Origin of the sequence: Alteraurantiacibacter palmitatis, assembly GCF_037154115.1 — a bacterium.
GTDB classification, from domain to species: domain Bacteria; phylum Pseudomonadota; class Alphaproteobacteria; order Sphingomonadales; family Sphingomonadaceae; genus Alteraurantiacibacter; species Alteraurantiacibacter palmitatis.
The window spans coordinates 279,859-305,770 of sequence record NZ_JBANRO010000002.1 but is presented as its reverse complement, the minus strand read 5'-3'; the positions used below and the strand labels follow the sequence as shown (position 1 = coordinate 305,770).

23 protein-coding genes and 1 tRNA gene are annotated in these 25,912 nt (G+C 62.8%); 10 read left to right on the top strand and 14 right to left on the bottom strand.

The genetic code is table 11. The features are described 5' to 3' along the window. Nucleotides 1–53: 53 nt before the first annotated feature. Nucleotides 54–1,319 (bottom strand): hypothetical protein, encoded by a 1,266-nt coding sequence (locus WFP44_RS03460; RefSeq protein WP_336924957.1) that lies wholly within the window; start codon nucleotides 1,317–1,319, stop codon nucleotides 54–56. A gap of 326 nt (nucleotides 1,320–1,645) precedes the next feature. Between WFP44_RS03460 and gyrA the strand changes: the two genes are divergently transcribed. Continuing rightward, nucleotides 1,646–4,396, top strand: coding sequence for a DNA gyrase subunit A (gene gyrA / locus WFP44_RS03455; RefSeq protein ID WP_336924956.1), 2,751 nt, complete (start codon nucleotides 1,646–1,648; stop codon nucleotides 4,394–4,396). A 238-nt stretch (nucleotides 4,397–4,634) separates the two neighbouring features. Here the strand turns inward: gyrA and WFP44_RS03450 are convergent, their stop codons facing one another. Next, a complete protein-coding gene (locus tag WFP44_RS03450) occupies nucleotides 4,635–5,297 on the bottom strand; it encodes a lysoplasmalogenase family protein (protein WP_336924955.1) in 663 nt (220 codons plus the stop codon). A gap of 46 nt (nucleotides 5,298–5,343) precedes the next feature. On the opposite strand from WFP44_RS03450, the gene trmFO reads away from it, so the two are divergent. Then, entirely contained in the window at nucleotides 5,344–6,693 is a 1,350-nt protein-coding gene (trmFO, locus tag WFP44_RS03445) for a methylenetetrahydrofolate--tRNA-(uracil(54)-C(5))-methyltransferase (FADH(2)-oxidizing) TrmFO (RefSeq protein WP_336924954.1), read from the top strand. Nucleotides 6,694–6,697: 4 nt separating this feature from the next. On the opposite strand, the gene WFP44_RS03440 is transcribed toward trmFO, so the two are convergent. Then, a complete protein-coding gene (locus tag WFP44_RS03440; RefSeq protein WP_336924953.1) occupies nucleotides 6,698–7,162 on the bottom strand; it encodes an EF-hand domain-containing protein in 465 nt (154 codons plus the stop codon). A 26-nt stretch (nucleotides 7,163–7,188) separates the two neighbouring features. Continuing rightward, entirely contained in the window at nucleotides 7,189–7,839 is a 651-nt protein-coding gene (locus WFP44_RS03435) for a hypothetical protein (protein WP_336924952.1), read from the bottom strand. A gap of 181 nt (nucleotides 7,840–8,020) precedes the next feature. Between WFP44_RS03435 and WFP44_RS03430 the strand changes: the two genes are divergently transcribed. Genes WFP44_RS03430 through WFP44_RS03420 form a run of 3 tightly spaced genes read left to right on the top strand, consistent with a single transcriptional unit; the run spans nucleotide 8,021 to nucleotide 11,270 of the window. Next, nucleotides 8,021–9,949, top strand: a complete 1,929-nt coding sequence (locus WFP44_RS03430; RefSeq protein WP_336924951.1) for a Tad domain-containing protein — start codon at nucleotides 8,021–8,023, stop codon at nucleotides 9,947–9,949. Next, nucleotides 9,949–10,566, top strand: coding sequence for a TadE/TadG family type IV pilus assembly protein (locus tag WFP44_RS03425; RefSeq protein WP_336924950.1), 618 nt, complete (start codon nucleotides 9,949–9,951; stop codon nucleotides 10,564–10,566). The genes WFP44_RS03430 and WFP44_RS03425 overlap by 1 nt, the downstream gene beginning before the upstream one ends. Continuing rightward, on the top strand, nucleotides 10,566–11,270 hold the full coding sequence (locus WFP44_RS03420) for a TadE/TadG family type IV pilus assembly protein (protein WP_336924949.1): 705 nt from the start codon (nucleotides 10,566–10,568) through the stop codon (nucleotides 11,268–11,270). The genes WFP44_RS03425 and WFP44_RS03420 overlap by 1 nt, the downstream gene beginning before the upstream one ends. A gap of 45 nt (nucleotides 11,271–11,315) precedes the next feature. On the opposite strand, the gene WFP44_RS03415 is transcribed toward WFP44_RS03420, so the two are convergent. From WFP44_RS03415 to WFP44_RS03405, 3 genes are all read right to left on the bottom strand, one after another. Beyond that, nucleotides 11,316–12,677 (bottom strand): pyruvate dehydrogenase complex E1 component subunit beta, encoded by a 1,362-nt coding sequence (locus tag WFP44_RS03415; RefSeq protein WP_336924948.1) that lies wholly within the window; start codon nucleotides 12,675–12,677, stop codon nucleotides 11,316–11,318. Between the two features lies 1 nt (nucleotide 12,678). After that, the gene (gene pdhA, locus WFP44_RS03410; RefSeq protein ID WP_336925044.1) at nucleotides 12,679–13,689 is read right to left on the bottom strand and encodes a pyruvate dehydrogenase (acetyl-transferring) E1 component subunit alpha; all 1,011 of its coding nucleotides are present in this window, start codon (nucleotides 13,687–13,689) and stop codon (nucleotides 12,679–12,681) included. Between the two features lie 233 nt (nucleotides 13,690–13,922). Then, nucleotides 13,923–14,231, bottom strand: a complete 309-nt coding sequence (locus tag WFP44_RS03405) for an FtsB family cell division protein (protein WP_336924947.1) — start codon at nucleotides 14,229–14,231, stop codon at nucleotides 13,923–13,925. Nucleotides 14,232–14,411: 180 nt separating this feature from the next. Here WFP44_RS03405 and WFP44_RS03400 point away from each other — a divergent pair, with 180 nt between their 5' ends. After that, nucleotides 14,412–14,975: a hypothetical protein gene (locus WFP44_RS03400; RefSeq protein WP_336924946.1), complete on the top strand. Its 564-nt coding sequence runs from the start codon at nucleotides 14,412–14,414 to the stop codon at nucleotides 14,973–14,975. A 39-nt stretch (nucleotides 14,976–15,014) separates the two neighbouring features. Here WFP44_RS03400 and WFP44_RS03395 read toward each other — a convergent pair whose 3' ends face one another. Continuing rightward, on the bottom strand, nucleotides 15,015–16,169 hold the full coding sequence (locus tag WFP44_RS03395) for a MarR family winged helix-turn-helix transcriptional regulator (RefSeq protein WP_336924945.1): 1,155 nt from the start codon (nucleotides 16,167–16,169) through the stop codon (nucleotides 15,015–15,017). A gap of 812 nt (nucleotides 16,170–16,981) precedes the next feature. On the opposite strand from WFP44_RS03395, the gene WFP44_RS03390 reads away from it, so the two are divergent. From WFP44_RS03390 to WFP44_RS03380, 3 genes are all read left to right on the top strand, one after another. Continuing rightward, nucleotides 16,982–20,425 carry a TonB-dependent receptor domain-containing protein gene (locus tag WFP44_RS03390; protein WP_336924944.1) on the top strand — a complete coding sequence of 1,148 codons (3,444 nt, stop codon included), beginning with the start codon at nucleotides 16,982–16,984 and terminating at the stop codon, nucleotides 20,423–20,425. 135 nt (nucleotides 20,426–20,560) lie between these two features. Continuing rightward, nucleotides 20,561–21,550, top strand: coding sequence for a zinc-dependent alcohol dehydrogenase family protein (locus WFP44_RS03385; protein WP_336924943.1), 990 nt, complete (start codon nucleotides 20,561–20,563; stop codon nucleotides 21,548–21,550). A gap of 65 nt (nucleotides 21,551–21,615) precedes the next feature. Further along, nucleotides 21,616–21,692, top strand: a tRNA-Arg gene (locus tag WFP44_RS03380). A gap of 9 nt (nucleotides 21,693–21,701) precedes the next feature. Here WFP44_RS03380 and arsB read toward each other — a convergent pair. From arsB to grxC, 6 genes are all read right to left on the bottom strand, one after another. Beyond that, nucleotides 21,702–22,730, bottom strand: a complete 1,029-nt coding sequence (gene arsB / locus WFP44_RS03375) for an ACR3 family arsenite efflux transporter (RefSeq protein ID WP_336924942.1) — start codon at nucleotides 22,728–22,730, stop codon at nucleotides 21,702–21,704. Nucleotides 22,731–22,763: 33 nt separating this feature from the next. Further along, nucleotides 22,764–23,198, bottom strand: a complete 435-nt coding sequence (gene arsC, locus WFP44_RS03370; RefSeq protein ID WP_336924941.1) for an arsenate reductase (glutaredoxin) — start codon at nucleotides 23,196–23,198, stop codon at nucleotides 22,764–22,766. Nucleotides 23,199–23,209: 11 nt separating this feature from the next. Further along, nucleotides 23,210–23,575: an ArsR/SmtB family transcription factor gene (locus WFP44_RS03365; RefSeq protein ID WP_336924940.1), complete on the bottom strand. Its 366-nt coding sequence runs from the start codon at nucleotides 23,573–23,575 to the stop codon at nucleotides 23,210–23,212. Between the two features lie 79 nt (nucleotides 23,576–23,654). After that, complete coding sequence (locus WFP44_RS03360) at nucleotides 23,655–24,134, bottom strand: DUF1178 family protein (protein WP_336924939.1); 480 nt, start codon at nucleotides 24,132–24,134, stop codon at nucleotides 23,655–23,657. After that, entirely contained in the window at nucleotides 24,131–24,973 is an 843-nt protein-coding gene (locus WFP44_RS03355) for a carbon-nitrogen hydrolase family protein (protein ID WP_336924938.1), read from the bottom strand. Before WFP44_RS03355 ends, WFP44_RS03360 begins: the two co-directional genes overlap by 4 nt. A gap of 4 nt (nucleotides 24,974–24,977) precedes the next feature. Next, nucleotides 24,978–25,241, bottom strand: a complete 264-nt coding sequence (gene grxC / locus WFP44_RS03350; RefSeq protein WP_336924937.1) for a glutaredoxin 3 — start codon at nucleotides 25,239–25,241, stop codon at nucleotides 24,978–24,980. Between the two features lie 162 nt (nucleotides 25,242–25,403). Between grxC and WFP44_RS03345 the strand changes: the two genes are divergently transcribed. After that, on the top strand, nucleotides 25,404–25,880 hold the full coding sequence (locus WFP44_RS03345; RefSeq protein ID WP_336924935.1) for an Hsp20 family protein: 477 nt from the start codon (nucleotides 25,404–25,406) through the stop codon (nucleotides 25,878–25,880). The last annotated feature ends 32 nt before the right edge of the window (nucleotides 25,881–25,912 follow it).

Here is a 25,912-nt window from a genome sequence, read left to right as displayed (position 1 = left end):
GGAACCGTGGGGTTCCGCGCCGTTTTTGTGTCCCGCTTGGGCCTTGGCGGCGGTTAGCCGCGCGTGGCGGCGTAGGCGGCCCACATCCGCGCCACGATCGCCCGCTCGCCGGTTACCTGCGACAGCGTGGCCTGCGCGTCGGCCGCCTTGCCTTGCCACGCCTGCATCATGCCGAGACGGGTCAGAACCGTGTTGGTGTCCACCCCGCCCTTCTGGATCGCCAGCGCATACATTTCTTCCGCACCCGCATAATCGCTCAGCGAATAGAGCACATCGCCTGCTGCGAGCGCATCGCGCCCCGTGGCGGCCCGGCGGGCATCGGCGACCAGATCGGGTGCATCCGCGCGGTCGCCCGCCATGCGGCTGGCAATGATCGTGCGCACTTCCTCGTAATACTCGTCCGAACGCGAGATGAGGCCGGCATCCGCCGCCGCCGTCAGCACACCGTCCAGTTCATTGGACATGATGCGCGGATCGGCTGTCTCGATATAGGTGATGTATTCGCCGCGTTCAGTCAGCGTGTTGGTGACGCGCATGAGGCGCAGGAGATCAAGCCGCGCGCCTTCGTCGAAATCGCCGATCGACAACGCGACCTGCAGGGCGCGCAGCCAGTTGTCGCGCGTGGGGTGCGCCTTCACCAGCATTTCCGATGCGTCGATCGATTCGGCATTGAGGCGTGCCGTGTAGGCCGCTTGCAGCGCGCGCAGCAGCAAGGGTTCGGGTGTCGACCTCCCGGCGGCCGCGTTCGCCGCCACCTGCTGGCGTACATAGGCAAGGCCCGCAGGCACATCGCCCGACTGGTAATATGTATCGGCAATGATGCCTTCAATATCGGGGGCCGAATAACCCGCAGCCGTCGCCCGTGCGAGCGAGGCGCGTGCACCGGCATAATCGCGCGCATCAAACGCAAGGCGCCCGATGAAATAGTTGAACTCCGCCGCGGTTTCAGGCGCCAGCTTGCCGCTGTTGACCTGCATTTCCAGACCCTGACGCTGCCAGGCCGGATTGCTTGCCTTGATGCCGGCCTGCAGCAGCAGGCTGCCCGTGGCCAGCTGCTCATCCGCCGAAACCGATGCCGCGACGATCGCGGGGAACTGCCCCGCTACCGAAGCGATATCGCCGCCTTCGGCGTTCACGACATTGGCAACCGGTTGATAGACCGACACGAAATTGCGGCTGTAGGATTGCGCGGCAGCAGGGGCGACCAGCGCGGAGGAAACGGCCATGGTGCCGCCGGCAAGGGCAACCGCCATGGCCACAGCCGAGGCAAGGCCCTTTTTCCGGAAGGTCAGCGCAGTGCTGCTGGAGTGGCGAAGCATCAATCAACTCTCCTGATTAATCCCCGGCCAATGTGCCGAACCGGGAACCGAGTGGGGGGATGGAAATGGAGCTGTTTTATCCCGTATTCTGACTTTTGGCGCTACTGCAATGGAATGCGCCGGATTGCAAATGCGTGTTACGGCCAATGGACTGAATGGCGATTGAACATCTGCGCAACCCTTCCGTTCATCAACAGGTTCCCAAATGTGGATAAGAAGGCCCGGCGGGGGCCGCGCAGGCCCGCTTGCGCTGGCCTATCCCTGCCCTATGGCCTAGGGTCGCGGGGCCTAATCCCACACACTAGAAAAACGGGCGATATCCGCAGGTGAGCGACGAAACTGATATCCTTACGCCGGGCCCCGGCGAGTATGAACGCATCGACATCGTCGATGAGATGAAGTCGAGCTATCTCGATTACGCGATGAGCGTGATCGTGGCGCGCGCGCTGCCCGATGTGCGCGACGGGTTGAAACCCGTTCACCGCCGCATCCTTTACGCCAGCCAGGAAGGCGGCTTTGTCGCCGGGCGCCCTTACCGCAAGAGCGCCAAGATCGTGGGCGACGTGATGGGCAATTATCACCCGCACGGCGACAGCGCGATCTACGATGCGCTGGCCCGCATGACGCAGGACTGGTCGATGCGTGTGCCGCTGATCGATGGTCAGGGCAATTTCGGCAGCATGGACCCCGATCCGCCGGCCTCCATGCGCTATACCGAAGCGCGGCTGGCGCGGGTGGCCAATTACCTGCTCGACGATCTCGACAAGGATACGGTCGATTTCGTCGACAATTACGATGGCTCGCGGCAGGAGCCTTCGGTTCTGCCCGCCCGCTTCCCCAATCTGCTGGTCAACGGCGCAGGCGGCATTGCCGTGGGCATGGCCACCAACATCCCGCCGCACAATCTGGGCGAAGTGATCGACGGGTGCCTTGCCTATCTCGACAATCCGGGCATCACCTCCGAAGAGCTGATGCAGTTCATCCCCGGCCCCGATTTCCCCACCGCCCCGCTGATTCTGGGGCAAAGCGGGGCGCGCAATGCCTATACCACCGGGCGCGGTTCCATCCTGATGCGCGCCCGGCACGAGATCGAGACCGGCCGGAACGACCGCGTGTCGATCGTGCTCACCTCCATCCCCTTCCAGGTCGGCAAATCCGGGCTGGTCGAGAAGATTGCCGAAGCCGCGAAGGACAAGCGGATCGAAGGCATTTCCGACATCCGCGACGAATCGAGCCGCGAAGGTATGCGCGTGGTTATCGAACTGAAGCGCGACGCCTCGCCCGAAGTCGTGCTCAACCAGATCTGGCGCTACACGCCCGCACAGGCGAGCTTCCCCGCCAATATGCTGGCCATCCGCGGCGGACGCCCCGAAACCCTGGCGCTGCGGGACATCATCCACTCCTTCATCACTTTCCGCGAACAGGTCATCACCCGGCGCACCAAGTTTGAACTGAACAAGGCGCGCGAACGGGCGCATATCCTGCTCGGCCTCGTGGTGGCGGTATCCAATCTGGACGAGGTGGTGGCCATGATCCGCTCCTCGCCCAATCCGGCAGAAGCCCGCGCCAAGCTGATGGCGCGCGAATGGCCGATTGGCGATATCGCGCAATATATCGCGCTGGTCGAAGCGATCGAGCCGAGCGCGACCGAAGCCGGCGGCACCTATCGCCTGTCGGAACGGCAGGTCAAGGCGATCCTTGACCTGCGCCTGCACCGCCTGACCGCGCTGGGACGCGACGAGATCGGTGGCGAGCTGAAGGAACTGGCCGCGGCGATTGCCGAATATCTTGCCATTCTGGGCGACCGTGCGCGGCTTTACGCCGTGCTGCGCGCCGAACTGGTCGAAATCCGCGAATTGTTCGCCACCCCGCGCCTGTCCGAAATCGCGCCTGCATGGGACGGGATCGAGGACGAGGATCTGATCGAGCGCGACGAGATGGTCGTCACCGTCACCCTCGACGGCTACATCAAGCGCACGCCGCTTTCCACCTTCCGCGCGCAGCATCGCGGCGGCAAGGGCCGCAGCGGGATGAGCACCAAGGACGAGGATGCGGTGTCGAATATGTTCGTCACCAGCACGCACAATCCGGTGCTGTTCTTCTCCAGCGCGGGCAAGGTGTACCGGCTGAAAGTGTGGAAGCTGCCCGAAGGCGGGCCGAATACGCGCGGGCGCCCCATCATCAATCTGTTGCCCGCGCTGGACAAGGACGAGACGATTGCCACCGTGCTGCCCTTGCCAGAGGACGAGGCAAGCTGGGGAGCGCTGAGCGTGGTATTCGCCACGGCCAAGGGCAATGTGCGCCGCAACAGCATGGATTCCTTCGCCAATATCCCCAGCAACGGAAAATTCGCGATGCGTTTTGAGGACGGTAGCGAGGACAAGCTGATTGGCGTGGCCCTGCTGGAGCCGAGCGATGATGTGCTGCTCGCCACCCGCCAGGGCAAGGCGATCCGCTTTGCCGGGGACGAGGTGCGCGAATTCCAGAGCCGCACAAGCACCGGGGTGCGCGGCATGGTGCTGAAGGGTGATGACGAGGTCATCAGCCTGTCGATCCTGCACCGTGTGGGCACGACGAGCGAGGAGCGCGACGAATATGTCCGCTTCGCACCATGGAAGGGCGAGAAGGAAGGCGAACCTTCGCTTTCGCCGGAACGCATGGCCGAACTCGCCGCACGCGAGCAATTCATCCTTACTGTTTGCGCCAATGGCTATGGCAAATTGTCCAGCGCCTATGAATACCGGCGCACGGGGCGCGGCGGCCAGGGGATCACCAATATCGACAATATTGCCCGCAACGGCCCGGTTGTCGCCAGCTTCCCCGCAACGCAGGCCGACCAGTTGATGCTGGTGACCGACCAGGCCAAGCTGATCCGTATCGGACTTGATACGCTGCGCGTCATCGGGCGCGGCTCTGCCGGTGTGCGTCTGTTCACCGTGGCCGAGGGCGAACAGGTGGTGAGCGCGGTGCGCCTCGACGAAGAGGAAGAGCCGGAGAATGCCGCCGAAGAAGCGGTGGCAGCGGAAATCGCGGCGCGTTCTGGCGAAATACCGGGTCCGCCCGAGGGCAGCGAATAGGGCTGCCACCATTTGCCGCGGGCGGGGCGCAAGGCCCTGCCCCGGCACGCTGCCCTTTCCTACAAGGTCAGCATCGGCCCATGGGCCTTGCGGCTCTTACCCATTGTCGGCAATCCTCAGTCTACCGTTTTCCGGCGGCCAAGGTGTCAACTTTGCCTTTTCCGCGTAAATATCTGTATATTTGACATAAATCGCAAGATTGGGCGATTGTCACGATGTCAACTTCGTCACTTTCGCGTCACTTCACCACGCGCAATTCCGGTTCCCATTTCCGCAGCGATTGCACCACCCCGGTCGCAATCAGGAAAATGCCGAGATAGTAGGTCGGCCAGATCATGACCTCGGCCATGAAGCTGCCTGCCAAAGGCCCCATGCGGGCGAAGATCAGCAGGTCGCTGACCACGAACAATACGGCCCCTGCCCCCACGCGGTAGCGCGGAAAGGCGCTGGCCCAGGCGCTTGCCGCCATTGCGCCCAGCGCCAGCGCGTAAACCGCCACCTGCGTCTCGCCGGTCAGCAACCAGGCGATCAGCGGGGTAAGCAGCAGCAGGATAGCGGCCAATGCCTTTTGCGTGCCTGCCATATCCGGGCGACGGTGGCGCAGGAACACACCCATCGCCAGCACGTGAAACCCGAAGAACAGCAGGCCGCCGATCTGCTGATCGACCTCCATCGCCATGTCGCCCGCCGATGCCATGCCCAGTGCCCATGCCAGCAGCCGGGCATCGGGGCCGGAATGGCGGACAAAGGCGTAAACCGCCAGCATGGCCACCGCCGCGCCCTTTACCGGGATCAGGTAGAATTCGGGAAAGGCTGTCCAGCGCAGGTAATAAAACGCCAGCGCGGCCGCCACGCTCAGCAGCAGGAAGGGGCGTTTGTCGGCAAGGGCTTGTCGGCTCATGGGGCAAAGTCTTGACCCGAACGCGCCCGCGCTGCAAGCCGCTGCCATGACATTCGATGTGCATATCATTGGCGGCGGCCTGGCGGGTAGCGAGGCAGCCTGGCAGCTGGCGCGCCGCGGGGCGAAGGTGCGCCTCTCCGAAATGCGCGGAGGCGGCGATACGACGCCTGCGCACCAGACCGATGGGCTGGCCGAACTGGTCTGCTCCAACTCCTTCCGCTCGGACGATGACGAGAAGAACGCGGTGGGCCTGCTGCACCACGAAATGCGGCGGCTGGGCAGCCTTGTCATGCAAGCGGGCGAAGTGGCGCGTGTTCCTGCGGGCAGCGCCATGGCGGTGGACCGCGATGTGTTCAGCGCCGAGGTGCAGAAGGCGCTGGAAAACCACCCCAATGTCACGGTGGTGCGCGAAAGGGTGGACGAATTGCCCGCCAGCGGCCTCACCATCGTCGCCACCGGGCCGCTGACCGCGCCGTCGCTGGCGCAAAGCATTGTAAAGATTACCGGAGAGGATCGCCTCGCCTTTTTCGACGCCATCGCCCCGATTGTTCACCGCGACACCATCAATATGGACATCTGCTGGATGGCCGCGCGTTGGGACAAGGGGGGCAAGGATTACATTAATTGCCCCATGACGAAGGAGCAGTATCTCGCATTTCATCAGGGTTTGCTCGACGCCGAAAAGGGCGAGTTCAAGGAATGGGAGGCGGACACCCCCTATTTCGAAGGCTGTATGCCGATCGAGGTCATGGCCGAACGCGGCGTGGAAACGCTGCGGTTCGGGCCGATGAAGCCGGTCGGCCTCGACAACCCGCATTGGGCAACGCCGGAACATCCGAACGGCCGCTGGCCCTATGCCGTGGTGCAATTGCGGCAGGACAACAAGCTGGGCACGCTGTGGAACATGGTCGGCTTCCAGACCAAGATGAAATATGCCGAACAGGTCCGCCTGTTCCGCACCATTCCGGGGCTGGAGAATGCCGAGTTTGCCCGGCTGGGTGGAATGCACCGCAACACCTTCATCAATTCGCCCGTGCTGCTCGACCGGCAATTGCGGCTGAAGGGGGCCGAACACATCCGCTTTGCCGGGCAGGTGACGGGCTGCGAGGGCTATGTCGAAAGCAGCGCGGTGGGGCTGATGGCGGGCATGATGGCGGCGGCCGAGCTGGCGGGCGAGACCTGGACCTCACCCCCGCGCACAACGGCGCTGGGTGCGCTGTTGGCCCATGTGACAGGCGACGCAGAGGCGGATAGCTATCAGCCGATGAACATCAATTTCGGCCTGTTTCCTCCCTTGCCCGATGTGAAGAAAAAGGCGCGCAAGGAAGCCTATACCGAACGGGCGAAAGCCGATTTCAGCACCTGGCTCGCCAGCCTTGAACGGGTGCCCGCCTGACCGATCAGCAGCGGCAGGCCGGGGTGGAACTGGGCCGGGGCGTAGGGGCGCCGCGGGCAAATTCCTCGCGCGAGAGAATGCCATCGCCGTTCACATCCAGCCCGGCAAAACGCGTGGCGGTGGTGACCGCCCATTCCTCGAAGGTCAGCAAATTGTTCCCGTCCTTGTCCAGCGCACGGAAGGCCGAAGTGCGGGTGGAGAGCATTTCGTTGCGGCTGATGCGGCTGTCGCGGTTGCGATCATAGCGGTTGAAGCGCTGCTCCTCGCGCGTCAGTTCGGTCACTTCCGGCGGAGCGGGGCCGCGCAGGCCCGAGATGTCCGCTTCGGGCAATTCGTCCGCTGCCGGGCCGGCAATGGCGGGGGCAGGCGGAGGCGCGGCTTCCTCCACCTCGGCCCTGCCCTGAAGCCAGAACAAGCCAAGGCCCACCATCAGCAGCGCGGCAAACGCCCCCAGCACCACGCGGTTCATTGCGATTCCCCTTCCAGTCCGGGACGTTAGCGCCCCGTAAGCCCGCTCCGCAAGGCGGCAAGCAACGCACCCGGCCCGTCAATCAGTTCGGCGGCCCGCCGCGCCAGCGCGCGGCGGCTGAGTGCGCGCAGGACGGCAAGCGGACGCACCGCCCGCCCAAGGCGCAAGGCAGGCCCGCGATCGCCCAGCACAAGGCGCCGTGCAGCCTCCGCCTCGTCATCCCGGCCCAGATGCAGCGCCAGATCGGCCAGCGCCCAATCGCGCGCCGCCCGTCCGATGGCGTCTGCCTCGACCGCTGTTCCCAGCGCCTGCCAACCGGCAGCGCGACCGGCAGCAAACTGCTCCATCGCGGAAAGTGTGAGATCCTCCCCCAGCAGCGCTTCCCACCCATCGACCAGTGGCACCAGCTCCTTCGGCTTCGCAGGCCAGGCGCGCAGACGTTCCAGCAAGGGTTCGCCGGCAGGCCAATGCGCAGGCGCTTCCCCCAGCCGATCGCGCCACCATGCCAGCTTGATCTGCGCGATCACCGGCTCCCCGCCCTGCCGCAGGATTGCGGCCAGACGCTGATCGAGCAGGAGCAGCGTCAACATGGCCTCGCGCAGCGCCGCCGAAGGGGCATAGGCCAGCGCCAGTCGCAGGCCCAGCGGCAAAGCGGAAAGATCCTCGGCATTGGTCATGTCCCCTGCGCCTTCCCCCGGACAAGGGCACAGGGTCAAGGCCTGATCGGCAAAAGTTTGCCACGCTGGGGCCGCAGCCACGCCTTGCGCTGGGTAGTGCATTGAATTCGGCCCGATTCCTCACCAAATTAACCATCTTCATTCGCGATGCCCTTACGCTGCCCGACCTAGAAGGTGCAGCATGACGGCTCGACTGTCCCTGTTGCGGCGCCAGATTGCGCCCCTTCCTGATATGTGCCGAAAGGCGCAAGGCGCTTTTGCGCGCCTGCGCGGCGATGCCAGCGGCAATGTGATCGTGATCGCGGCCGCCGCGCTGTTTCCCCTGCTTGCACTGGTTGGCAGCGGCATCGACATGGGGCGCGGCTATCTGGCGCAGACGCGATTGCAGCAGGCGTGCGATGCCGGCACGCTGGCGGCGCGCAAGCGGTTGGGGACGCTGGCGGCGGTCAACGGTGCAGTGCCCGATACAGTTGCCGACACCGGCCAGCGCTTCTTCAACATCAATTTTCGCAACGACGCCTATGGCTCGCGCAACCGCCAGTTCGCGATGGTGCTGGAGGAGGATCTGTCGATCAGCGGCACCGCCACGGCAGATGTGCACACCACGATCATGGGCGTGTTCGGCTTCGACACGCTGGAAATCAGCGCCTCTTGTTCGGCCCAGATCGACATGACGAACACCGACATCATGCTGGTGCTGGACACGACCGGTTCGATGCTGTGGACCAATCCGGGGGACAGCGAGACGCGTATTCAGGCGCTGCGCAAGACGGTGAAGAGCTTCCACGCACAGATGGAGGCAAACAAGCCGGTCGGCACACGCATCCGTTACGGCTTTGTGCCCTATGCCACCAATGTGAATGTCGGCCATTTGCTGCGGCCCGAATGGCTGGTGGATAGCTGGGCCTACCAGTCCCGCCGCGCCCGCCCCGCCGGCAGCACCGAAGAGCGCGAGACGACCGAGGGGCGCTACACCTATGTCAGCGGTGGTTTCACCGACAGCCCGCAAACCATTCAAACCACCTGCCCCACCGATACGGTCACTCATGTGATCGAGGCGGAGTGGGTGGATGGTGACGGCTGGACCAACCAGCGGATTCTGGAACGCGGGATCGATTACACCTGCACCCAGATCGATACCAACCGCTTTCAGGTCACCGCGCGCACCTTCAACAACCACCGTTTCATCTGGGCCTTTCGCGTCACCGGCACGGAGACCGTTGCCGTGGCCGACTGGCGCTATGCCCGCACCACGGTCAATCTCGATTTCCTGCGCACATCCAACACCACCACAATGAATATCGGCGGCACGGCGGCCAGCCCCCAGCCGGTGGCGGTCACCTATCGCGGCTGTATCGAGGAACGTGATACTTACGAGATCAGCGATTACAGCAATGTCGATCTGAACCGCGCGCTGGATCTGGATATTGACCGGGTGCCCAACCCCAATAATCCGGCCACGCAGTGGCGGCCCATGCTGCACGAACTCAGCTTCATCCGCGAGGTTCGCACCAATGGCACGGGAATGTTCACGCCGGGCGTCGTGACCTCCCGTGCCGACTTCGTGAATGCCTGGTGGTGGGGCTTCAGCGTCTGCCCGTCGCCCGCGCGCAAGCTGGCGGAGATGGATGCGGCCAGCGTGGCGAGCTATGTCGACAATCTGATCGTCAACGGCAGCACTTATCACGATATCGGCATGATCTGGGGTGGACGGCTGCTTTCCCCCACGGGGCTGTTCGCGGCGGAGAATGCCGATACCGGAAGCACGCCTACCACGCGCCACCTGATCTATCTGACCGATGGCGAAACAGCGCCGCTCGATGTCTCCTATGCATCCTATGGCATCGAACCGCTCGACCGGCGTCGGTGGCGCCCGAGTTCAAGCCGCACGCTGACGCAGACCGTGGAAAGCCGCTTCTCCTTCGCCTGCGAGGAAGTGAAGAAACGCAATATCCAGGTCTGGGTCATCAGCTTTGGCAGCGGTGCCAATCCCATCATGGAAAACTGCGCAGGACGAGACCGCTATTTCGTGGCGGATAGCGCGGCGGAACTGGAACAGACATTCAGCGACATTGCCCGGCGCATGGGCGATCTGCGGATTATCAACTGATGGGGAAGCTTGCTTCCCCCGCGCGTCCGACAGTCGTGCTGCGCCGCCTGCGGAAAGACCAGCGCGGCGCGGCGCTGGTGGAATTCGCGCTGGTGGCGCCCGCGATGCTGCTCGCCCTGATCGGGCTGTTTGACCTGTCGTACAATGTCTACACCTCCTCGCTGCTGCAAGGCTCGATCCAGAAGGCGGCGCGCGATTCCACCATTGAAGGCGCGGCAGGAAACCAGACCGCGATCGACCAGCGGGTGAGCGATGTTGTGCGGAACATCGTGCCGACTGCGGAAATATCGTTTCAGCGCCGCGCCTATGCCGACTTTGCCGATGCATCGCGCCCGGAAGACTACAGCGACCTCAACGGTGACGGGCGCTGCAACGATGATGAGCCGTTCGAGGATGTGAACGGTAACGGCGTCTGGGACGAGGATCGCGGCAAAAGCGGCATGGGCGGCGCGCGCGATGCAGTCATCTATATCGTGACCGTGGAATATGACCGGCTTTTCCCCCTGCACAAGCTGATGCCGGTGCAGGAAAACATTACCACGGTGGCGCGCACTGTCCTGCGGAACCAGCCCTACGGCCAGCAGGTGCGCGAGCCGAGCGTGGGGAACTGCGTGTGATGCGCCGCCTGCCCTTTGCCGCAACCGCGAGGCACTGGCGTCGGGTGCTGCGCGATACCGCTGGCCTTGCTGCGACCGAATTCGCCATCATCTTTCCCGCCTTGCTGGGGATGGGCCTGATGGGACTGGAATTGGCCAACCGCGCCATTGTGCAGATGCAGATCAACCAGCTCGCCATGCAGATTGCGGACAATGCCTCGCGCATTGGCGAACAGTCGCGGCTGACGCAGCGCAAGATATATGAAAGCGATATCCAGGATCTGTTCTATGGCGCAGAGATTCAAGCCGGTCAGCACCTGGATCTGTATGGTCGCGGGCGCGTGATCCTCAGCAGTCTGGAAGTGGTGCCGGGTACGGCAGACGAACAATATATCCACTGGCAGCGCTGCATGGGAAACAAGCGGCACAATTCCAGTTACGGCATGGAAGGCGACGGGCTGGAAGATGACTTTCCCGGCATGGGCCCGCCGGGAGAGGAAGTGATCGCCTTTGCCAATGAGGCGGTGATGTTCGTGGAAATCGCCTATGATTACCGGCCACTCATCGGCAATCCCTTTGGTGCTCCCGCAACAATCCAGGCACGTGCCAGCTTCACCGTGCGCGATGACCGCGACTTGTCGCAGATATACCAGCGCGATCCCGCCTCACCGGATCAGCAGGCCGATTGCGGCAGCTTTGGTTCGACCGCCTTCAGCCCGCGTTAGGCTGCCGGCACCGGGCGAGAGCGCAGGCCCCCGCCCCCAGCACCATCAATCCCGGTAACATACCTTCTTGGCCGCCGCGACAATACGGGCCGCGTCAATCAGCGCGAGCTTTTCGAGATTGGCGGCATAGGGCAGCGGCACATCCTCGTTGCAGACGCGCAGCACCGGCGCATCGAGCAGATCAAAGCCCTGCTCCATGCACACAGAGATCACTTCGGATGCGATGGAGCAGGCAGGCCAGCCTTCCTCCGCCACCACCAGTCGGTTGGTCTTGGCCAGGCTTTGCAGGATCGTGGCCGTATCGAGCGGACGCAGCGTGCGCAGATCGATCACTTCGGCATCAATGCCTTCTTCCGCCAGCTTTTCCGCCGCTTCCAGCGCGAACTTCACACCAATGCTGTAGGATACAATGGTGACATCCGCCCCTTCACGCATGATCCGCGCCTTGCCAATGGGCAGCACGTGATCGTCCAACTGGGCGACTTCGAAGCTGTTGCCGTAAACCAGCTCGTTCTCCAGGAACACCACCGGGTCATCGCAGCGGATCGCCGCCTTGAGCAGGCCCTTGGCGTCCGACGCATCATAGGGTGCGATCACGATCAGGCCGGGTACGGCGGCATACCAGGGGGCAAAGTTCTGGCTGTGCTGCGCCGCCACGCGGCTGGCCGCGCCGTTGGGGCCACGGAACACCACCGGGCAGCGCATCTGGCCGCCGCTCATGTAATTGGTCTTGGCGGCCGAATTGATGATGTGATCAATCGCCTGCATGGCAAAATTGAAAGTCATGAATTCGATCACGGGTCGCAACCCGCCCATCGCCGCCCCGGTGCCGATCCCGGCAAAACCGTATTCGGTAATGGGGGTATCAATCACGCGGCGAGGGCCGAATTCTTCCAGCAACCCTTGCGTGACCTTGTAGGCGCCCTGATACTCGGCCACTTCCTCGCCCATCACGAAGACGCGGTCGTCCCGGCGCATCTCCTCCGCCATGGCATCGCGCAACGCCTCGCGCACGGTCAGCTTGAGCATATTGGTGCCGGCAGGGATTTCCGGATCGGCCGGACGTTCGGCTGCCGCAGGGCGTTGCGGAGCGGCATCGGAAACGGCCGCCGGAGCAGCTTGCGCAGTAGCTGTGGCCACAGCAGGCGCGGCCGGTGCCTCCTCGCCCTCGCCCGTCAGCACCGCGATCACGGTCCCGACCTTCACGTTTTCCGCACCCTCGGGCACGAGGATTTTGCCAACCACGCCTTCATCGATGCTTTCAAATTCCATCGTGGCCTTGTCGGTCTCGATCTCGGCCAGCACATCGCCGGCCGACACGCTGTCACCTTCCTTCACCAGCCATTTCGCCAGCGTGCCTTCCTCCATCGTGGGGGAGAGCGCGGGCATCTTCAGTTCGATTGCCATCTCAGTAGCTCCCCACCAGCACGTCGGTGTAGAGTTCGGCAGCATCCGGCTCTGGCGAGTTTTCGGCAAATTCCGCCGCCTCGGTCACAGCGGTGCGGATGTCCTTTTCGATATCTTTCAACCTGTCCTCGGTCACGCCCAGTTCCAGCAGTTCGGCCTTGGCCAGTTCAATGGGATCGCTCTTCTCGCGCACGCCCTGCACTTCCTCGCGTGTGCGATATTTGGCCGGATCGGACATGGAGTGGCCGCGATAGCGGTAAGTATTGAGTTCCATCAGCACCGGGCCGTTCCCACCGCGCACGTGCTCCACCGCAATACGCGCGGCCTGGTGCACTTCGAGCACATCCATGCCGTTTACATCCATGCCCGGAATGCGGAACGCGGTGCCCCGGCGGTAAAACTCGGTCTCGGCGCTCGACCGCTTGACCGATGTGCCCATGGCATACTGGTTGTTTTCAACGACAAAGATGATCGGCAAATTCCACAGGGCCGCCATGTTCATCGTCTCGTAAACCTGACCCTGGTTCGCCGCGCCATCGCCGAAATAAGCCATGCACAGCCCGCCATCACCCCGGTACTGGTGCGCAAAGGCAAGGCCCCCACCCAGCGAGACCTGCGCGCCCACAATGCCGTGCCCGCCGTAAAAGGCGTGCTCGGTGCTGAACATATGCATCGAACCGCCCTTGCCCCGGCTGATCCCGGCCTCGCGCCCGGTCAGTTCGGCCATGATTACCTTGGGATCAATGCCATAGGCCAGCATATGACCATGATCGCGGTAGCCGGTAATGACGCTGTCCTTGCCCTCTTCCAGCGCGCTTTGGAGGCCCACTGCCACCGCTTCCTGCCCGATATACAGGTGGCAGAAACCGCCGATCAGGCCGAGACCGTAAAGCTGGCCAGCCCGCTCCTCGAAGCGGCGGATGAGCAGCATCTTCTGATAGAAGCCGAGAAGTTCCTCGGCAGACGCCTTGTACCGTTTGTCTGCTGCGAACCGATCCTGCAGGCTGCGCAGCTCGAAATTGTCGCCTTCCCCGGCAGCGTTCGTTGATTCTGTCCTCCCACCCGAAGCGGCGGCAGAGGAAGCGGATGATCCTGATTTTCTGGCCAAAACAACCTGTCCCGATGCGCACCGTAAGGGGAGCGGTGCCACTTGCGTGACAGGCTATAGGCAAAGGAAGCCGGACCTTGCAACGGCCTGCGCGCACGATTAACCGATTTGGCAAAAATGACTGACGGCAGCAACCGTTACGGCTGCATTTCCAACTCAATCACATATTCATCAGGGTGCACGACATTAAGGTTGCGACGCACAAGTTCGCTGCCCAGATCGGGGTCGACATTGTTGGGATCAAGCAACCGGTTGCGGTTGTCGAGCACGGCACGCTCTTCCTCCAGAACGGCAATCTGCTGCTTGCGGGCATCCAGCTTGGCAGAAAGCTCGCTCCACGACAAAAGACCAAACGGCCCAACAAGAGCCAGCGCACCCAGCGCAAGCAACCATCCTAGCGCCAAATACTGAAACAGCTTTTCCCGACGGGCAGACATTGCGTTCATGCCGTGTAGAGAATCACACTTGGCGCCCCGATTCAAGCCCCTGGCCGTGACTATTCACGCCTTGGTGCAGATTGGCGCCCTTGTGCCGGCCAGCACTTGCGGGCAATCGGTCGCAAGCCTATTGCGCCAAGACCGTGGGATTGCCAGTTTATCCGGCACGAGAGGGAGAGTCTTCACATCATGACCGCGCATCGCGCCGCCGCTGTCCTTTCAGGAGCCTTTGCCTGCGCCTTTGCGCTGGCCGCTCTTGCCACGCCTGCCACCGCGCAGATTGCCGATGATGTGGCAATCAACATCCTGCGCGAATGTTCGCGCATCGACGATCCGACCGCGCGTCTAGCCTGTTACGACAACAACATCCGCAATGTCGGTGGCACCGCACGCAACACCATCCCCGGACAGGTGCAGGCGCAAGGCGGCGCGGCCCCCGCCGTGGTTGGCAATTCCGGCGGCGTCAGCGGCTTTGGCCGGGAAGATGTGCGCACGCCGGACCGTTTCAATTCCGCTCCTGCGGGTGAGGCGTTCTCCATCAATGCGCGCGTATCGTCAGTCCGCCAGCGGCAGCCGGGCATTTACGCTCTCACGCTGGAAGATGGGGCGGAATGGATTTTCAGCAATTCAGTCAGCGCCAGCTACCGTCCGCCGCAGGCCGGATCGGTGGTTGAGATCCGCAGGGGGGCGCTCGGCAGCTTCCTGATGCGTTTCGATAATCAGGAATCGGTTCGCGTGCGCCGCCAGCGCTGAGGCAGGGTCGAGCAAAAGGCTGGCTCTGGCTCCGGCACTTCAGCGGTGCCCCAGCTCCTCGAACGCGCGCTCGCGCTCCAATTGAACGATGGCGTTGCGGCGAATCTTGTCAAAGGTGGCCAGAAAGGCGTCGCGCTCGGCAGGCGAAAGGGGGGACATCAGATAGGCGCTCCGCTGGCGGCTTGCCTCCTGAATGATGTCGAACAAGCGCTGGCCCTCTGCCGTGGGCGCAAAGCTGCCGTGCCGCCGTCCCGGCCCGCCACGCCGCTCGATAATGCCACGCTCGACCAGCGCGTTCACCGTGCGCCCCGCCTGGCTGTGATCGCGGTCCAGTCGCTCGACCAGATCATTCCATTCAATGGGCGAAGCGCGCCCTATCTCGTTGAGAACCCATGCTTCGAAATTGGATAGCCCCGTCAACCGCTTGAATACGAGCGAACCGCTGCGGCTAAAATAGGAACTGAGCGTCATCAGCGGCGAGATGATCCGCGACCGGTCGAGCACGATGCGTTCGCCCGAACGGCTCTCGCTCTCCACCGGCGCGCCCGGACGCGGGAATTGCGGCGTTTCGCCGCCGCCATTCCCGCCCTGGCCCAGCTTGCGCTCCTGCTCATACAGCACCACCGCCTGATCGAGCAGTTTCTCGATCCCGGCAAAGAAGGCTTCCAGTTCGGCATCGCCAATGTCGAAGGTGAGTTCGCGGTTGCGCAGTTCGGCAAGACGCAGCAGCCGCTCGGAATGGTCGCGGCCCTTGCGTGTCAGGCGGAGCGGTGCGCGCAACTGGTCGCGCTCCACCATGCGGATGTCGAGCAGGCGCTTGACCGACCGGCTGACCTGCGCCTTGTCCACGCCCACGGCGGCGGAGATTTCGGCCGGCACCATCGGGCCGATATTGTGCAGCAGGAACAGGATGCGACGATCCAGTTCTACCAGATCAAGTTCGCGCGCATAGGCAAGTTCCGCGCTTTCCCGCACCTTGTAAAGCAATTGCCACAGATCGCTCTGGATCACCGCTGGCTCTTGCTTCCGGGCTTGAGAAGGCGCCTCATCTCCGGCCGCAATCGCAGAAAGCACCGCGGCAAGGCGAAGCGTGAATTCCGGTGGCGGATCGCCCGCCGCTCCCGCCTCCATCGCGCGCAAGGTCGCCGCGCCAAGGGCATAGCATTCCACACATTTGACAAGATCACCGGCCAAGGGGCCCGTCGCTGCCTCGATCGCCGATTTCAGGGTCGCCCCGACGGTCGGCCCTCCCCCCTTTGCAGCTTCCCTGTACCAGGCAAGCGCATGGTGAATGAGCAGATCGCGCCAAGCCGGCAAGTTTACCGCCTCTCCGTTCGCCGTGGCGGGGGAGGAAAAATCTGCCTCGCCGCATCCATCCCGCTTCATATTAACCTCGCAACCGCTTCATTTCACTCACCAATTGCGCCGACCGGTAGCGCTTGGGAGCGACCGAGGAAACCATTACGCACCGATGGACCTAGTCAATTTCCTCTCACCAGGACGGAAGTTGCCACGGCGATGCAGCTTGGCAACAGTTATTTCCCCTTTGCGATTGTGCAAATGCCGCAAAATACTGACTTATCGGTATTCTTTTCAATTTTCGTTACGCGAGCAACTGTTAATCCTGCCCACCCTTTCCCCATTTCCCGGCGCAAAGCCCCGCAGCGGCCCTTCTTTCCCCAACCGACCAGGGGAAGCGGGCTAGACACTGTCAACATCACGCAATATGCAAACAACTCTGCGGTCTTGCCCGATTCAACAAGGGACAAGTCGCTGGGGGAGAGAGTCTAGAACATCTGGTCGAAATGGCCGTTGATGGAGCCGGAAGCGCCGGCGTTCCTGTTTTTCCGACCCCCATAACGAAGTTCATCTGCCGGGCCGCAAGGCCTTCAGGGGATGGCAAGCGGCGCAACGCCGATGCCCGAAGCCGGCAGGGGGATATTAAAATCGCGCGATTGCCTTCGGGCGGCGTGCGTTCACTGTGAAGGGAGCACCAAGTGAGGAGTTTGAGCAACAAGCAGGTCTTCAAGGCCCTGCTGCTGGCCGGTGGGGCCAGCACTTTCGCGATGGCCGCGCCGGCCGTGGCGCAAGACGAAGGCGCAAGCAGCAGCGACCGCATCGTGGTCACCGGCTCGCGCATTCAGCGCCAGGATTTCGAGGCAAACAGCCCGATCGTCACCATCGACGAGACGCTGCTGGAGCGCACCTCTACGGCGGCACTCGAATCCAACCTCAACCGTCTGCCGCAGTTCACTCCGGCCAAGACGCCGACGCAGGGCGGCGACATTCAGCCGACTGCGACCAACACGCCGGGTGGTGCGACCATCTCGCTGCGCGGTATCGGTGCCAACCGTAACCTTGTGCTGATCGACGGTCGGCGCGCGACTCCTGGCAACGCTTCGGGTGTTGTCGACATCAGCACGATCCCGGCAGCGGCGGTGGAGCGTGTGGAAATCATCACCGGCGGCGCTTCGGCGACCTACGGTGCCGACGCGATCGCCGGCGTCACCAACTTCATCCTGAAGAAGAACCTCAACGGTCTTGAACTGGATGCGCAGGCGAACATCACCCAGGAAGGTGACGGCTTCGAATACCAGCTTTCGGGCATCATGGGCACCGATTTCGCTGATGGTCGGGGCAACATCTCGATTGCGATGTCGCTCAACACCCGCGAAGCGAATTACCAGCGCGACCGCAAGTGGTATCGCGACCTCTGGAATGATCCGACCACCGGCGGCGGTCGCTTCTTCCCGCTGTATGCCGGTGTTGCGCTGGAAGGCCCCAACGCGCCCAACAGCAACACGTTCTACAACACCATCTTCCCGGGTACGACGCCGAACTTTGCGCCGGCCTGCGGAACCACGCCGCTGGCGGGCAACCCGTGTTCCAACACGGTTTCGGGCTTCAGCTTTGCACCTGGGCCGTCGAACTTCAACGTCTACGTCAATCCCACCGACGGCAGCCTGTTCACCATCGGCCGCAACCAGCAGGGTGCGCAGGGTCGCTGGGACGGCACGCGGTATCAGAATGACGTTGCGAAGATCACCGATACCGGTGCGCTGACCTTTATCGACACCACGCCTTACCTCGTTCTGCCGCTGACCCGCTACAACGCGATCTTCAACGGCAATTACGAGATCAATGACTGGATCGGCGTCTTCGCGCAGGGTATGTTCAGCCATGTGTCCTCGCGGACCACGCAGCAGGGTGGCGCGTTCACCGGCGGCTGGGACGTGTTCTTCCCCTACGGCACGGGCGTTTACACCGGCTCGGCCATCCCGAGCACTGCCAACGGTTCGTATGGTCTGCCCAGCTCGGTCATCCTCAACGGCATGATCTTTAACGGCTCGGCCTATGTGGACAACACGCCGGGCGATTTGTCCGATAACCCCACGAACCCTGCCTTCCGCTCGGCATATGGCGATAACTTCGCTTGCGCCCTGAATGCCACGGGTGGTTGTACCAATAACGACCTGTTCCGTGCATTCCTGCCGACACAGCTGCAGACGCTGCTCGATTCCCGTGCCGATCCCAATGGCCGCGTCGATCTGCGCTATGGCGTTCCGGAAAACCGTTCAGGTTACAACGATGTGCTGACCTATCAGCTCACCGCTGGTCTTGAAGGTTATGTGCCTGGCACGGACTGGACGTGGGAAATGTTCGTCAACCATGGCGAATCGAACACCCTGTCGCGTCAGGAAGGCATCTTCTCGCTGGCCCGCACCCGCACGCTCTTCATGTCGCCCGGCTTCGGTCTCGACTTCAACTCGAACTCGAACCTGGCTTCGCCGCGCGTAAACTTCGGGGCGAATTTCGCGACCTGTACGACCGGCATGAACGTGTTCAAGCTGGAATGGGCTGAAATTTCGGATGACTGTAAGGCCGCGATCAATGCCGACCTGAAGAACCGGTCGTCCATCCGCCAGACCATTGTGGAAGCCAACCTTCAGGGCGGCTTGTTCGAATTGCCGGCTGGTGACCTGCGCTTCGCGATTGGCGCCAGCTACCGCGAGCAGGATTTCGAGTTCATCAATGACACGCTGACCACTCAGGGTGCATCGTTCCTCGATCAGGCAATCGGCATCTATCCGTCGGCTGACTCGCGCGGCTTCTACGATGTGCATGAATTCTATGGTGAATTGCTGGTTCCGGTTCTGTCGGACCTGCCGCTGATCCAGGAATTCAATCTGGAACTGGGTGGCCGCTATTCGGATTACAGCACCACCGGTGGCTCGTGGACCTACAAGATCCTGGGTGACTGGTCGGTAACCGATTGGCTGCGTTTCCGTGGCGGCTACAACCGCGCTGAACGTGCACCGAACATTGCCGAACTGTTCCTGGCGCCGCAGCAGACATTCGCTGTGAACGCTCTGGGCGACATCTGCTCTGAACGCTCGACATACAGTCTGTCTGCAAACCCGACTGCTCCGGGCAACACCGCGGCACAGGCGGCTGACGTCAAGGCGGTGTGTACGGCAGTGATGAATGCCACGGCAGGGGCTGGTCAGGGAGCGCTCTACTACGCGCGTCCTGTGGCACAGCAGCCGGCGCCGGGTGGCGGCTTCGCTTTCCCGACACTGGTTGGCAACCCCAATCTGCGTCCGGAAGTTGCCGACACGTGGACGGCCGGTCTGGTCTTGCAGTCGCCCTTCACCTCGGAAGCGTTCTCGCGGATGCGTCTGTCGGTGGACTGGTTCAACATCAAGCTGAAGAATGCGATCGGCTTCTCGCCGGGCGCGACCATCCAGACCTGCTTCAACCCGCTGTACAACCCGTTTGTCACGGGTGCGGCTGGCAGCGCATCGCAAGCAGCCCAGGCTGCCCAGACCTTTGCCTGCCAGGGCGTGCTGTATGACAGCTTCCCGAGCGCTCCGGCACTGGGCAATATCCGTATGTCGTTCACCAATGACGGCGTCGTGGACATCCAGGGCATCGACGCACAGCTTGACTGGGCGTTCGATCTTGGGCCGGGCACGGTCAACCTGAACCTGCTGGGTAACTATTACCTGCACTATAAGGTGGCCGAACTCTCCGCGCTTGGTCTGGTGGACTATGTGGGCACTTTCGGCACCTCGGCGGCCGGTCTGAATGTCGGCTCGTACGAGTACCGCATTCTGGCCAATGTCGGCTATCGTCTGGGTGCTGCGGGCATCAACCTGCAGTGGCAGCATCTGCCGTCGGTTGAGGATGCTGGCGAAGCTCTGGCGCCCACTCCGCAGCTTGGCGCTCCGTCGTATAACCTGTTCAACCTGACCGGGACTTATGCGCTGAGCGATGCTGTCAACCTGCGCTTTGGTGTGGACAATCTGTTCAACAAGGCCCCGCCGTACACCGGCGTGAATCCTTCGGCCAATGTGGCAGCAGGTCAGCAGGCCGGTGGCGCGTTCAACGCCAACTTCTACGACACGATCGGCCGTCGCTTCTTCCTGGGTGCGAACATTCAGTTCTAATCCGGAACAGAACGGCACAAGCCAACAGATTGGGGCCTCTCCTTCGCGGGAGAGGCCCCTTTCCTTTGCGCGTCAGGCACGGCTGGACACCGCCTCGCCTGCTTGGCAAGACAGCCGCCGAGGGAGAGACACGCCATGACCAGAGTGATCCGCTTTCACGAAACCGGCGGGCCAGAAAAGCTGCTGATCGAGGAGATGGATCTGGGCACACCCGGCCCCGGCCATGTGCGCATCCGCGTGGAGGCGGTCGGCCTCAACCGGGCAGAGGCGATGTACCGCATGGGAAAATATCCCGTGCGCCCTGAGCTCCCCAGCCTTATCGGATACGAAGGCGTCGGCACCATCACCGCGCTGGGTGATGGCGTAGCGGATTACACGGTGGGTCAGCGCGTCTGCGTGTTGCCCATGATCCATCAAGGGGAATACGGCATCTGGGCGGAAGAAGCTATTGTGCCCGCGCGCATCCTGCTCCCTGCGCTCGATTTCCTCTCGATCGAACAGGCGGCGGCGATCTGGATGCAGTATTTGACCGCCTATGCCCTCTACGAAGTGGCTGAGATTGGCCCGGCGGATGCGGTCATCATTCCCGCGGCATCGTCCAGCGTCGGCCTTGCCGCCATTCAGCTGTGCAATTGGGCCGGTGCCATTCCGATTGCCGCCACACGAACCGGTGAAAAGTCAGCCGCGCTCAAGGATTTGGGGGCGGCCCATGTCATCGCGACTGAGGAAGAGGATCTGGTCGCACGGGTCATGCAGATCACCCGCGGCAAGGGCGCGGCCTGCGCCTTCGATCCGGTCGGCGGCCCCTATGTCGACACGCTGGCGCGCGCGCTGGCGGAACGCGGCATCCTGTTCGTCTATGGCGGGCTGAGCGGAGAACCGACGCCCTATCCGCACTGGCCGATGGCGTTCAAGGGCGCGTCAATGCGTGGCTGGGTGGCGAGTGAAATCTGGAACCATCCGCACCGTTTCGCTGCCGCACGCGATACGATCCTCGCGGGCCTTGAAACCGGCAAGCTGCAACCCGTTATAGCCAGAACCTTCAACGGACTGGAATCGCTGGTGGAGGCCAACAGCTTTCTCGAATCCAACCAGCAGATCGGCAAAGTCGTGGTGCGCTTGTGAGCGTATCACCTGCCCGGTTTCGAAAGGTTGCCAGCCACCCGGCGCTTTCCTAAAGGAATGGCGGCGCGCCCGTAGCTCAGCAGGATAGAGCATCGGATTCCTAATCCGGGGGCCACAGGTTCGAATCCTGTCGGGCGCACCAGCCTTTGGCTCAGCCAGTGCTGAACCGCGCGCGCGTGGCATTGGCAAAGGCCACCAGCGACAGCATGACCGGCACCTCCACCAGCACGCCCACCACCGTAGCCAGCGCCGCGCCGCTCGACAGGCCGAACAGGCCAATGGCGACCGCCACCGCCAGCTCAAAGAAGTTTGAAGTGCCAATCATCGCGCAAGGGGCGGCGATATTGTGCGGCACCTTCCACGCCCATGCCCAGGCATAAGCGGCGGCAAAGATGCCGTAGGATTGGATGATGATAGGTATCGCGATCAGCGCAATAAGCAGCGGATTGGCCACGATCGTGCCGGCCTGAAAGGCAAACAGCAGCGCCACGGTTGCCAAAAGGCCGATCACCGACCAGGGCTTCAGCCGGGCGGTAAAGGCGTCAACCGCCTTTGCATCGCCGCCATCAGCCGCAATGATGCGGCGGCGCGTCATTGCCCCGGCCAGCAGCGGAATCACCACATAAAGGACGACCGAGAGCAGCAGGGTCTCCCACGGGACAACAATGTCGGTAACGCCAAGCAACAGCGCGACAATGGGGGCAAAGGCCACGATCATCACCAGATCGTTCACCGACACCTGCACCAGCGTATAGGCGGGATCACCCCGGGTCATCTGCGACCACACGAACACCATCGCCGTGCAGGGCGCCGCACCCAGCAGGATCATGCCCGCGATATATTGCTGCGCGTCCTCTCGCGGCAGAAGTCCGGAATAGAGGTAGTCAAAGAACAGAACCGCAATGGCTGCCATGCTGAAGGGCTTGACCAGCCAGTTGATCACCAGCGTGATGATCAGGCCTTTCGGCTTGCGGCCGATATCGCGGATGCTGGCGAAATCCACGCCGACCATCATCGGGAAGATCATCGCCCATATCAGCACCGCCACGACCAGATTGACCGAAGCGAACTCCAGCGAGGCGAGCGCCCCCACGGCATCGGGGGCAATATTGCCAAGGACGATGCCTGCAGCAATCGCCAGCGCTACCCACAATGACAGCCAGCGTTCAAACAACCCCATGGGTGATAGGGCGGCCCTGTCCCGTGCCATCTGTCAGCCGTTCTTCTTTACACGGCGGCCATCAGCATCGATCACCTGCTCGCCATCTTCCTTGGCAAAGGCGCCCATCTGTCCGGTCGGAAGAAGGTCGAGCACTTCCTCGGATGGCCGGCACAGCTTGACCCCCTTTGGCGAGACAACCAGCGGGCGGTTGATGAGCACCGGATGCGCCATCATCGCATCGATGATTTGCGCATCGGTCAGGGTCGGATCGCTGAGCCCCAGCTCGGCGAACGGCGTGCCCTTTTCGCGCAGCAGATCGCGCGGGGACAGGCCGGCGCGCACGATCAGGCTTTCCAGCAAGGCGCGCGAAGGCGGGGATTTCAGGTATTCCACCACGTGCGGCTCGATCCCCGCATGGCGGATCAGCGCCAGCGTGTTGCGCGACGTGCCGCAGGCGGGGTTGTGATAGATGATGATGTCAGTCACGAGCGAATCCTTCAACCAAGAGGGGTGCAGTTCGCCCCTGCCAACAGGTCGGGGCACATTTCGGGCACGCCTTGGCAGCAATCCTGCATCAGGAACGTCAACAGGCGGCGCATTCCGGCGTAATCGGCGCGATATCGGATCAGGCGGCTTTGCCGCTCGGACAGGATCAGGCCGGCACGTTCAAGCGCGGCAAGATGGTGCGACAGGGTGGAAGGCGGCACGCCCTGTCGTTCCGCGATAGCGCCCGCAATCAGCCCGTCCGGCCCGGCCGTCACAAGGAGGCGAAACACCGACAGGCGGGTGCCATGGGCCAAGGCGCCCAGCGCCTCCACCGCCCAGAGCGACACTGTGGCTTCGGCATATTCCTTTTCGGCCATCGAAACTACCTTTCGAGAAATATCGAAAGATTAGTCTGGCGCCTGCGTCAAGCCTTTTTGCGCCATCCGGGCGGTGAAATCAGTTGATCGCCTTTGGCGGCGCAACAGGAAACGGCAGGGGCACAATTTCCACCCCTTCATCAAGCAGGCGCTTGGCCTCCTCCAAACTCGCCTCGCCATGGATCGGAGCGGGGTCAATCTCGCCGTAATGCATGGCGCGGGCATCGTCCGCGAAGCGTGAGCCGACCCACTTGCTGTTCTTCAGCGCCCTTGCCTGCGCCTCGGCCAGCCTGGCGAGCGCCTGCTGTACCTCAGGCGGAACCGGGGCATTGCTCATCTGCTGCATGGCAGGTGTGGCGTGGCCCCGCATTGGCCCCTCTGCGCGCTGGTTGCCCTTGCGCGGCACGGCGGGGGCCATGGGCGCCTTTTCCACCGCACCATCGCCGCATTGCGGGCACGACAATAAACCACGCTGCTTCTGCGCGACAAAATCGCCTGATGAGCCAAACCAGCCTTCGAACCGGTGGCCCTGGCCGCAGGAAAGATCGAACACAATCATGACGCATCCGATCTAGGGATCGCGCGACGATTGGCAAGGCTGGGCAATTGCCGCCGCACTTCCCCAATGCGGCCCAGATCGAGGTCAGCAAAGCCAAGCCCGGCCTTGTCTCCCCCCAGGTCGAGCAGAACTTCCCCCCACGGATCGACCGCGAGCGAATGGCCATAGGTCTCGCGCCCGTCCTCGTGCCGGCCCACTTGCGCGGCGGACAGGACAAAGGCACTTGCCTCGATTGCTCGCGCCCTTTGCAGCACGTGCCAATGCGCCGCGCCCGTTGGCCGGGTGAAGGCGGCGGGAATGGCGATGATATCGCAGGCGCGCCGGCCCAGTTCGTCGAACAATGCGGGAAAGCGGATGTCATAGCAGATGGCCAGACCCAGCCGCACCAGATCACCGCCTTCGCCCAGCGGCAAATCGACATGGACAACGCTATTGCCGGGGGCATAGGCCGCACTTTCGCGCCAGCTCTCGCCGCTGGCCAAGGCGACATCGAACATATGCATCTTGTCGTAAGTGGCCAAAATTGCACCGTTTCCAGCAATGACGAAGGCGCGATTGGCGTAGCGGCCATCACCCCGCGCCACCGCCAGCGAGCCGAGCGCTACGCACAGTCCGCTTCGCGCCGCTGCTTCGCGCACCGCAGCCAGCACCGGGTCCGCTTCGGCGGCCACGATCTTGCTTGCCGCCCTTGCCCGGTTGCGGTCGACAAGGCCGCTCATTTCCGGCGTGAACAGGATGCGTGCACCACCTGCCGCAGCCTCTTCCACCGCTGCGACCAGCGTGGCCGCGTTGGCGGCAGGATCAATGCCGCTGGTCATCTGAAGCAGGCCGATACGCATGGCGTTACAGGCCCAGCATCGCGTCCAGCCTGCCCGCCCGGTCCAGCGCGGCCAGATCGTCCGAACCGCCGATTGCCACATCGTCAATGAAGATTTGCGGCACGGTCACCGCATCGGGCTTGCGCTCCAGCATGGCGCGCTTTTCGGGCCCACCCATCGTGACATCATATTCGATGTAATCCACCCCCTTGGCATCCAGCAGCGCCTTGGCACGCACGCAATATCCGCAAAACATCTTGGTATAGATTTCAACCTTTGGCTGCGCCACGAAACTACCCTTCTGTTTAAGACCTTTGGCCGCACTTGAAAGCGCAGGTCTTTACCCTATCTCAAAAGCGTCGCCAGCGCGAGGTGCTGGCGCAGCCTGCCGGGTGCCATGACGGGCCCGGTTCGCAAACACAAATTGCTCAAAACAGAGGATTTGCTGAAGATGAATCGTATCGACCTTACACCTTATCGCCGTTCCACCGTGGGCTTTGATCGGCTGTTCGACCTGCTGGAGAAGCAGGCGCAGCGCAATGCCGGGGACAATTACCCGCCCTTCAATATCGAACGGCGCGGGCCGGATTCCTACCGGATCACGATCGCCGTGGCCGGCTTCCGCTTGCAGGATCTGGAAATCACAGCCCAAGCCAATATGCTCGTCGTGCAAGGGCGCAAGCGGGAAGAAGAGTCCGAGGGCGAATTGCTTCATGTCGGCATCGCCAACCGCGGTTTCGAGCGCCGCTTCGAGCTTGCGGACTATGTCCGCGTGCAAGGCGCTGATCTTGCGGATGGCCTGCTCGTCATCGACCTCGTGCGCGAGGTTCCCGAAGCCATGAAGCCGCGCAGGATCGCCATCGGTGGACAGGCCAAGCTGGAAGTGGTGAGCAAGGACGACGACGACGCGGCTTCGCACGTCGCCTGACCCCTCCCCGATTACCCCAATGGGGGCGGTGC

What these genes read in the sequence shown, in the direction of transcription:
- WFP44_RS03460 (WP_336924957.1), bottom strand. Translation starts at nt 1,319, where the DNA reads ATGCTTCGCCACTCCAGCAGCACTGCGCTGACCTTCCGGAAAAAGGGC.
- WFP44_RS03450 (WP_336924955.1), bottom strand. Translation starts at nt 5,297, where the DNA reads ATGAGCCGACAAGCCCTTGCCGACAAACGCCCCTTCCTGCTGCTGAGC.
- trmFO (WP_336924954.1), top strand. Translation starts at nt 5,344, where the DNA reads ATGACATTCGATGTGCATATCATTGGCGGCGGCCTGGCGGGTAGCGAG.
- WFP44_RS03440 (WP_336924953.1), bottom strand. Translation starts at nt 7,162, where the DNA reads ATGAACCGCGTGGTGCTGGGGGCGTTTGCCGCGCTGCTGATGGTGGGC.
- WFP44_RS03435 (WP_336924952.1), bottom strand. Translation starts at nt 7,839, where the DNA reads ATGACCAATGCCGAGGATCTTTCCGCTTTGCCGCTGGGCCTGCGACTG.
- WFP44_RS03430 (WP_336924951.1), top strand. Translation starts at nt 8,021, where the DNA reads ATGACGGCTCGACTGTCCCTGTTGCGGCGCCAGATTGCGCCCCTTCCT.
- WFP44_RS03425 (WP_336924950.1), top strand. Translation starts at nt 9,949, where the DNA reads ATGGGGAAGCTTGCTTCCCCCGCGCGTCCGACAGTCGTGCTGCGCCGC.
- WFP44_RS03420 (WP_336924949.1), top strand. Translation starts at nt 10,566, where the DNA reads ATGCGCCGCCTGCCCTTTGCCGCAACCGCGAGGCACTGGCGTCGGGTG.
- WFP44_RS03415 (WP_336924948.1), bottom strand. Translation starts at nt 12,677, where the DNA reads ATGGCAATCGAACTGAAGATGCCCGCGCTCTCCCCCACGATGGAGGAA.
- WFP44_RS03405 (WP_336924947.1), bottom strand. Translation starts at nt 14,231, where the DNA reads ATGAACGCAATGTCTGCCCGTCGGGAAAAGCTGTTTCAGTATTTGGCG.
- WFP44_RS03400 (WP_336924946.1), top strand. Translation starts at nt 14,412, where the DNA reads ATGACCGCGCATCGCGCCGCCGCTGTCCTTTCAGGAGCCTTTGCCTGC.
- WFP44_RS03385 (WP_336924943.1), top strand. Translation starts at nt 20,561, where the DNA reads ATGACCAGAGTGATCCGCTTTCACGAAACCGGCGGGCCAGAAAAGCTG.
- arsB (WP_336924942.1), bottom strand. Translation starts at nt 22,730, where the DNA reads ATGGGGTTGTTTGAACGCTGGCTGTCATTGTGGGTAGCGCTGGCGATT.
- WFP44_RS03365 (WP_336924940.1), bottom strand. Translation starts at nt 23,575, where the DNA reads ATGGCCGAAAAGGAATATGCCGAAGCCACAGTGTCGCTCTGGGCGGTG.
- WFP44_RS03360 (WP_336924939.1), bottom strand. Translation starts at nt 24,134, where the DNA reads ATGATTGTGTTCGATCTTTCCTGCGGCCAGGGCCACCGGTTCGAAGGC.
- WFP44_RS03355 (WP_336924938.1), bottom strand. Translation starts at nt 24,973, where the DNA reads ATGCGTATCGGCCTGCTTCAGATGACCAGCGGCATTGATCCTGCCGCC.
- WFP44_RS03345 (WP_336924935.1), top strand. Translation starts at nt 25,404, where the DNA reads ATGAATCGTATCGACCTTACACCTTATCGCCGTTCCACCGTGGGCTTT.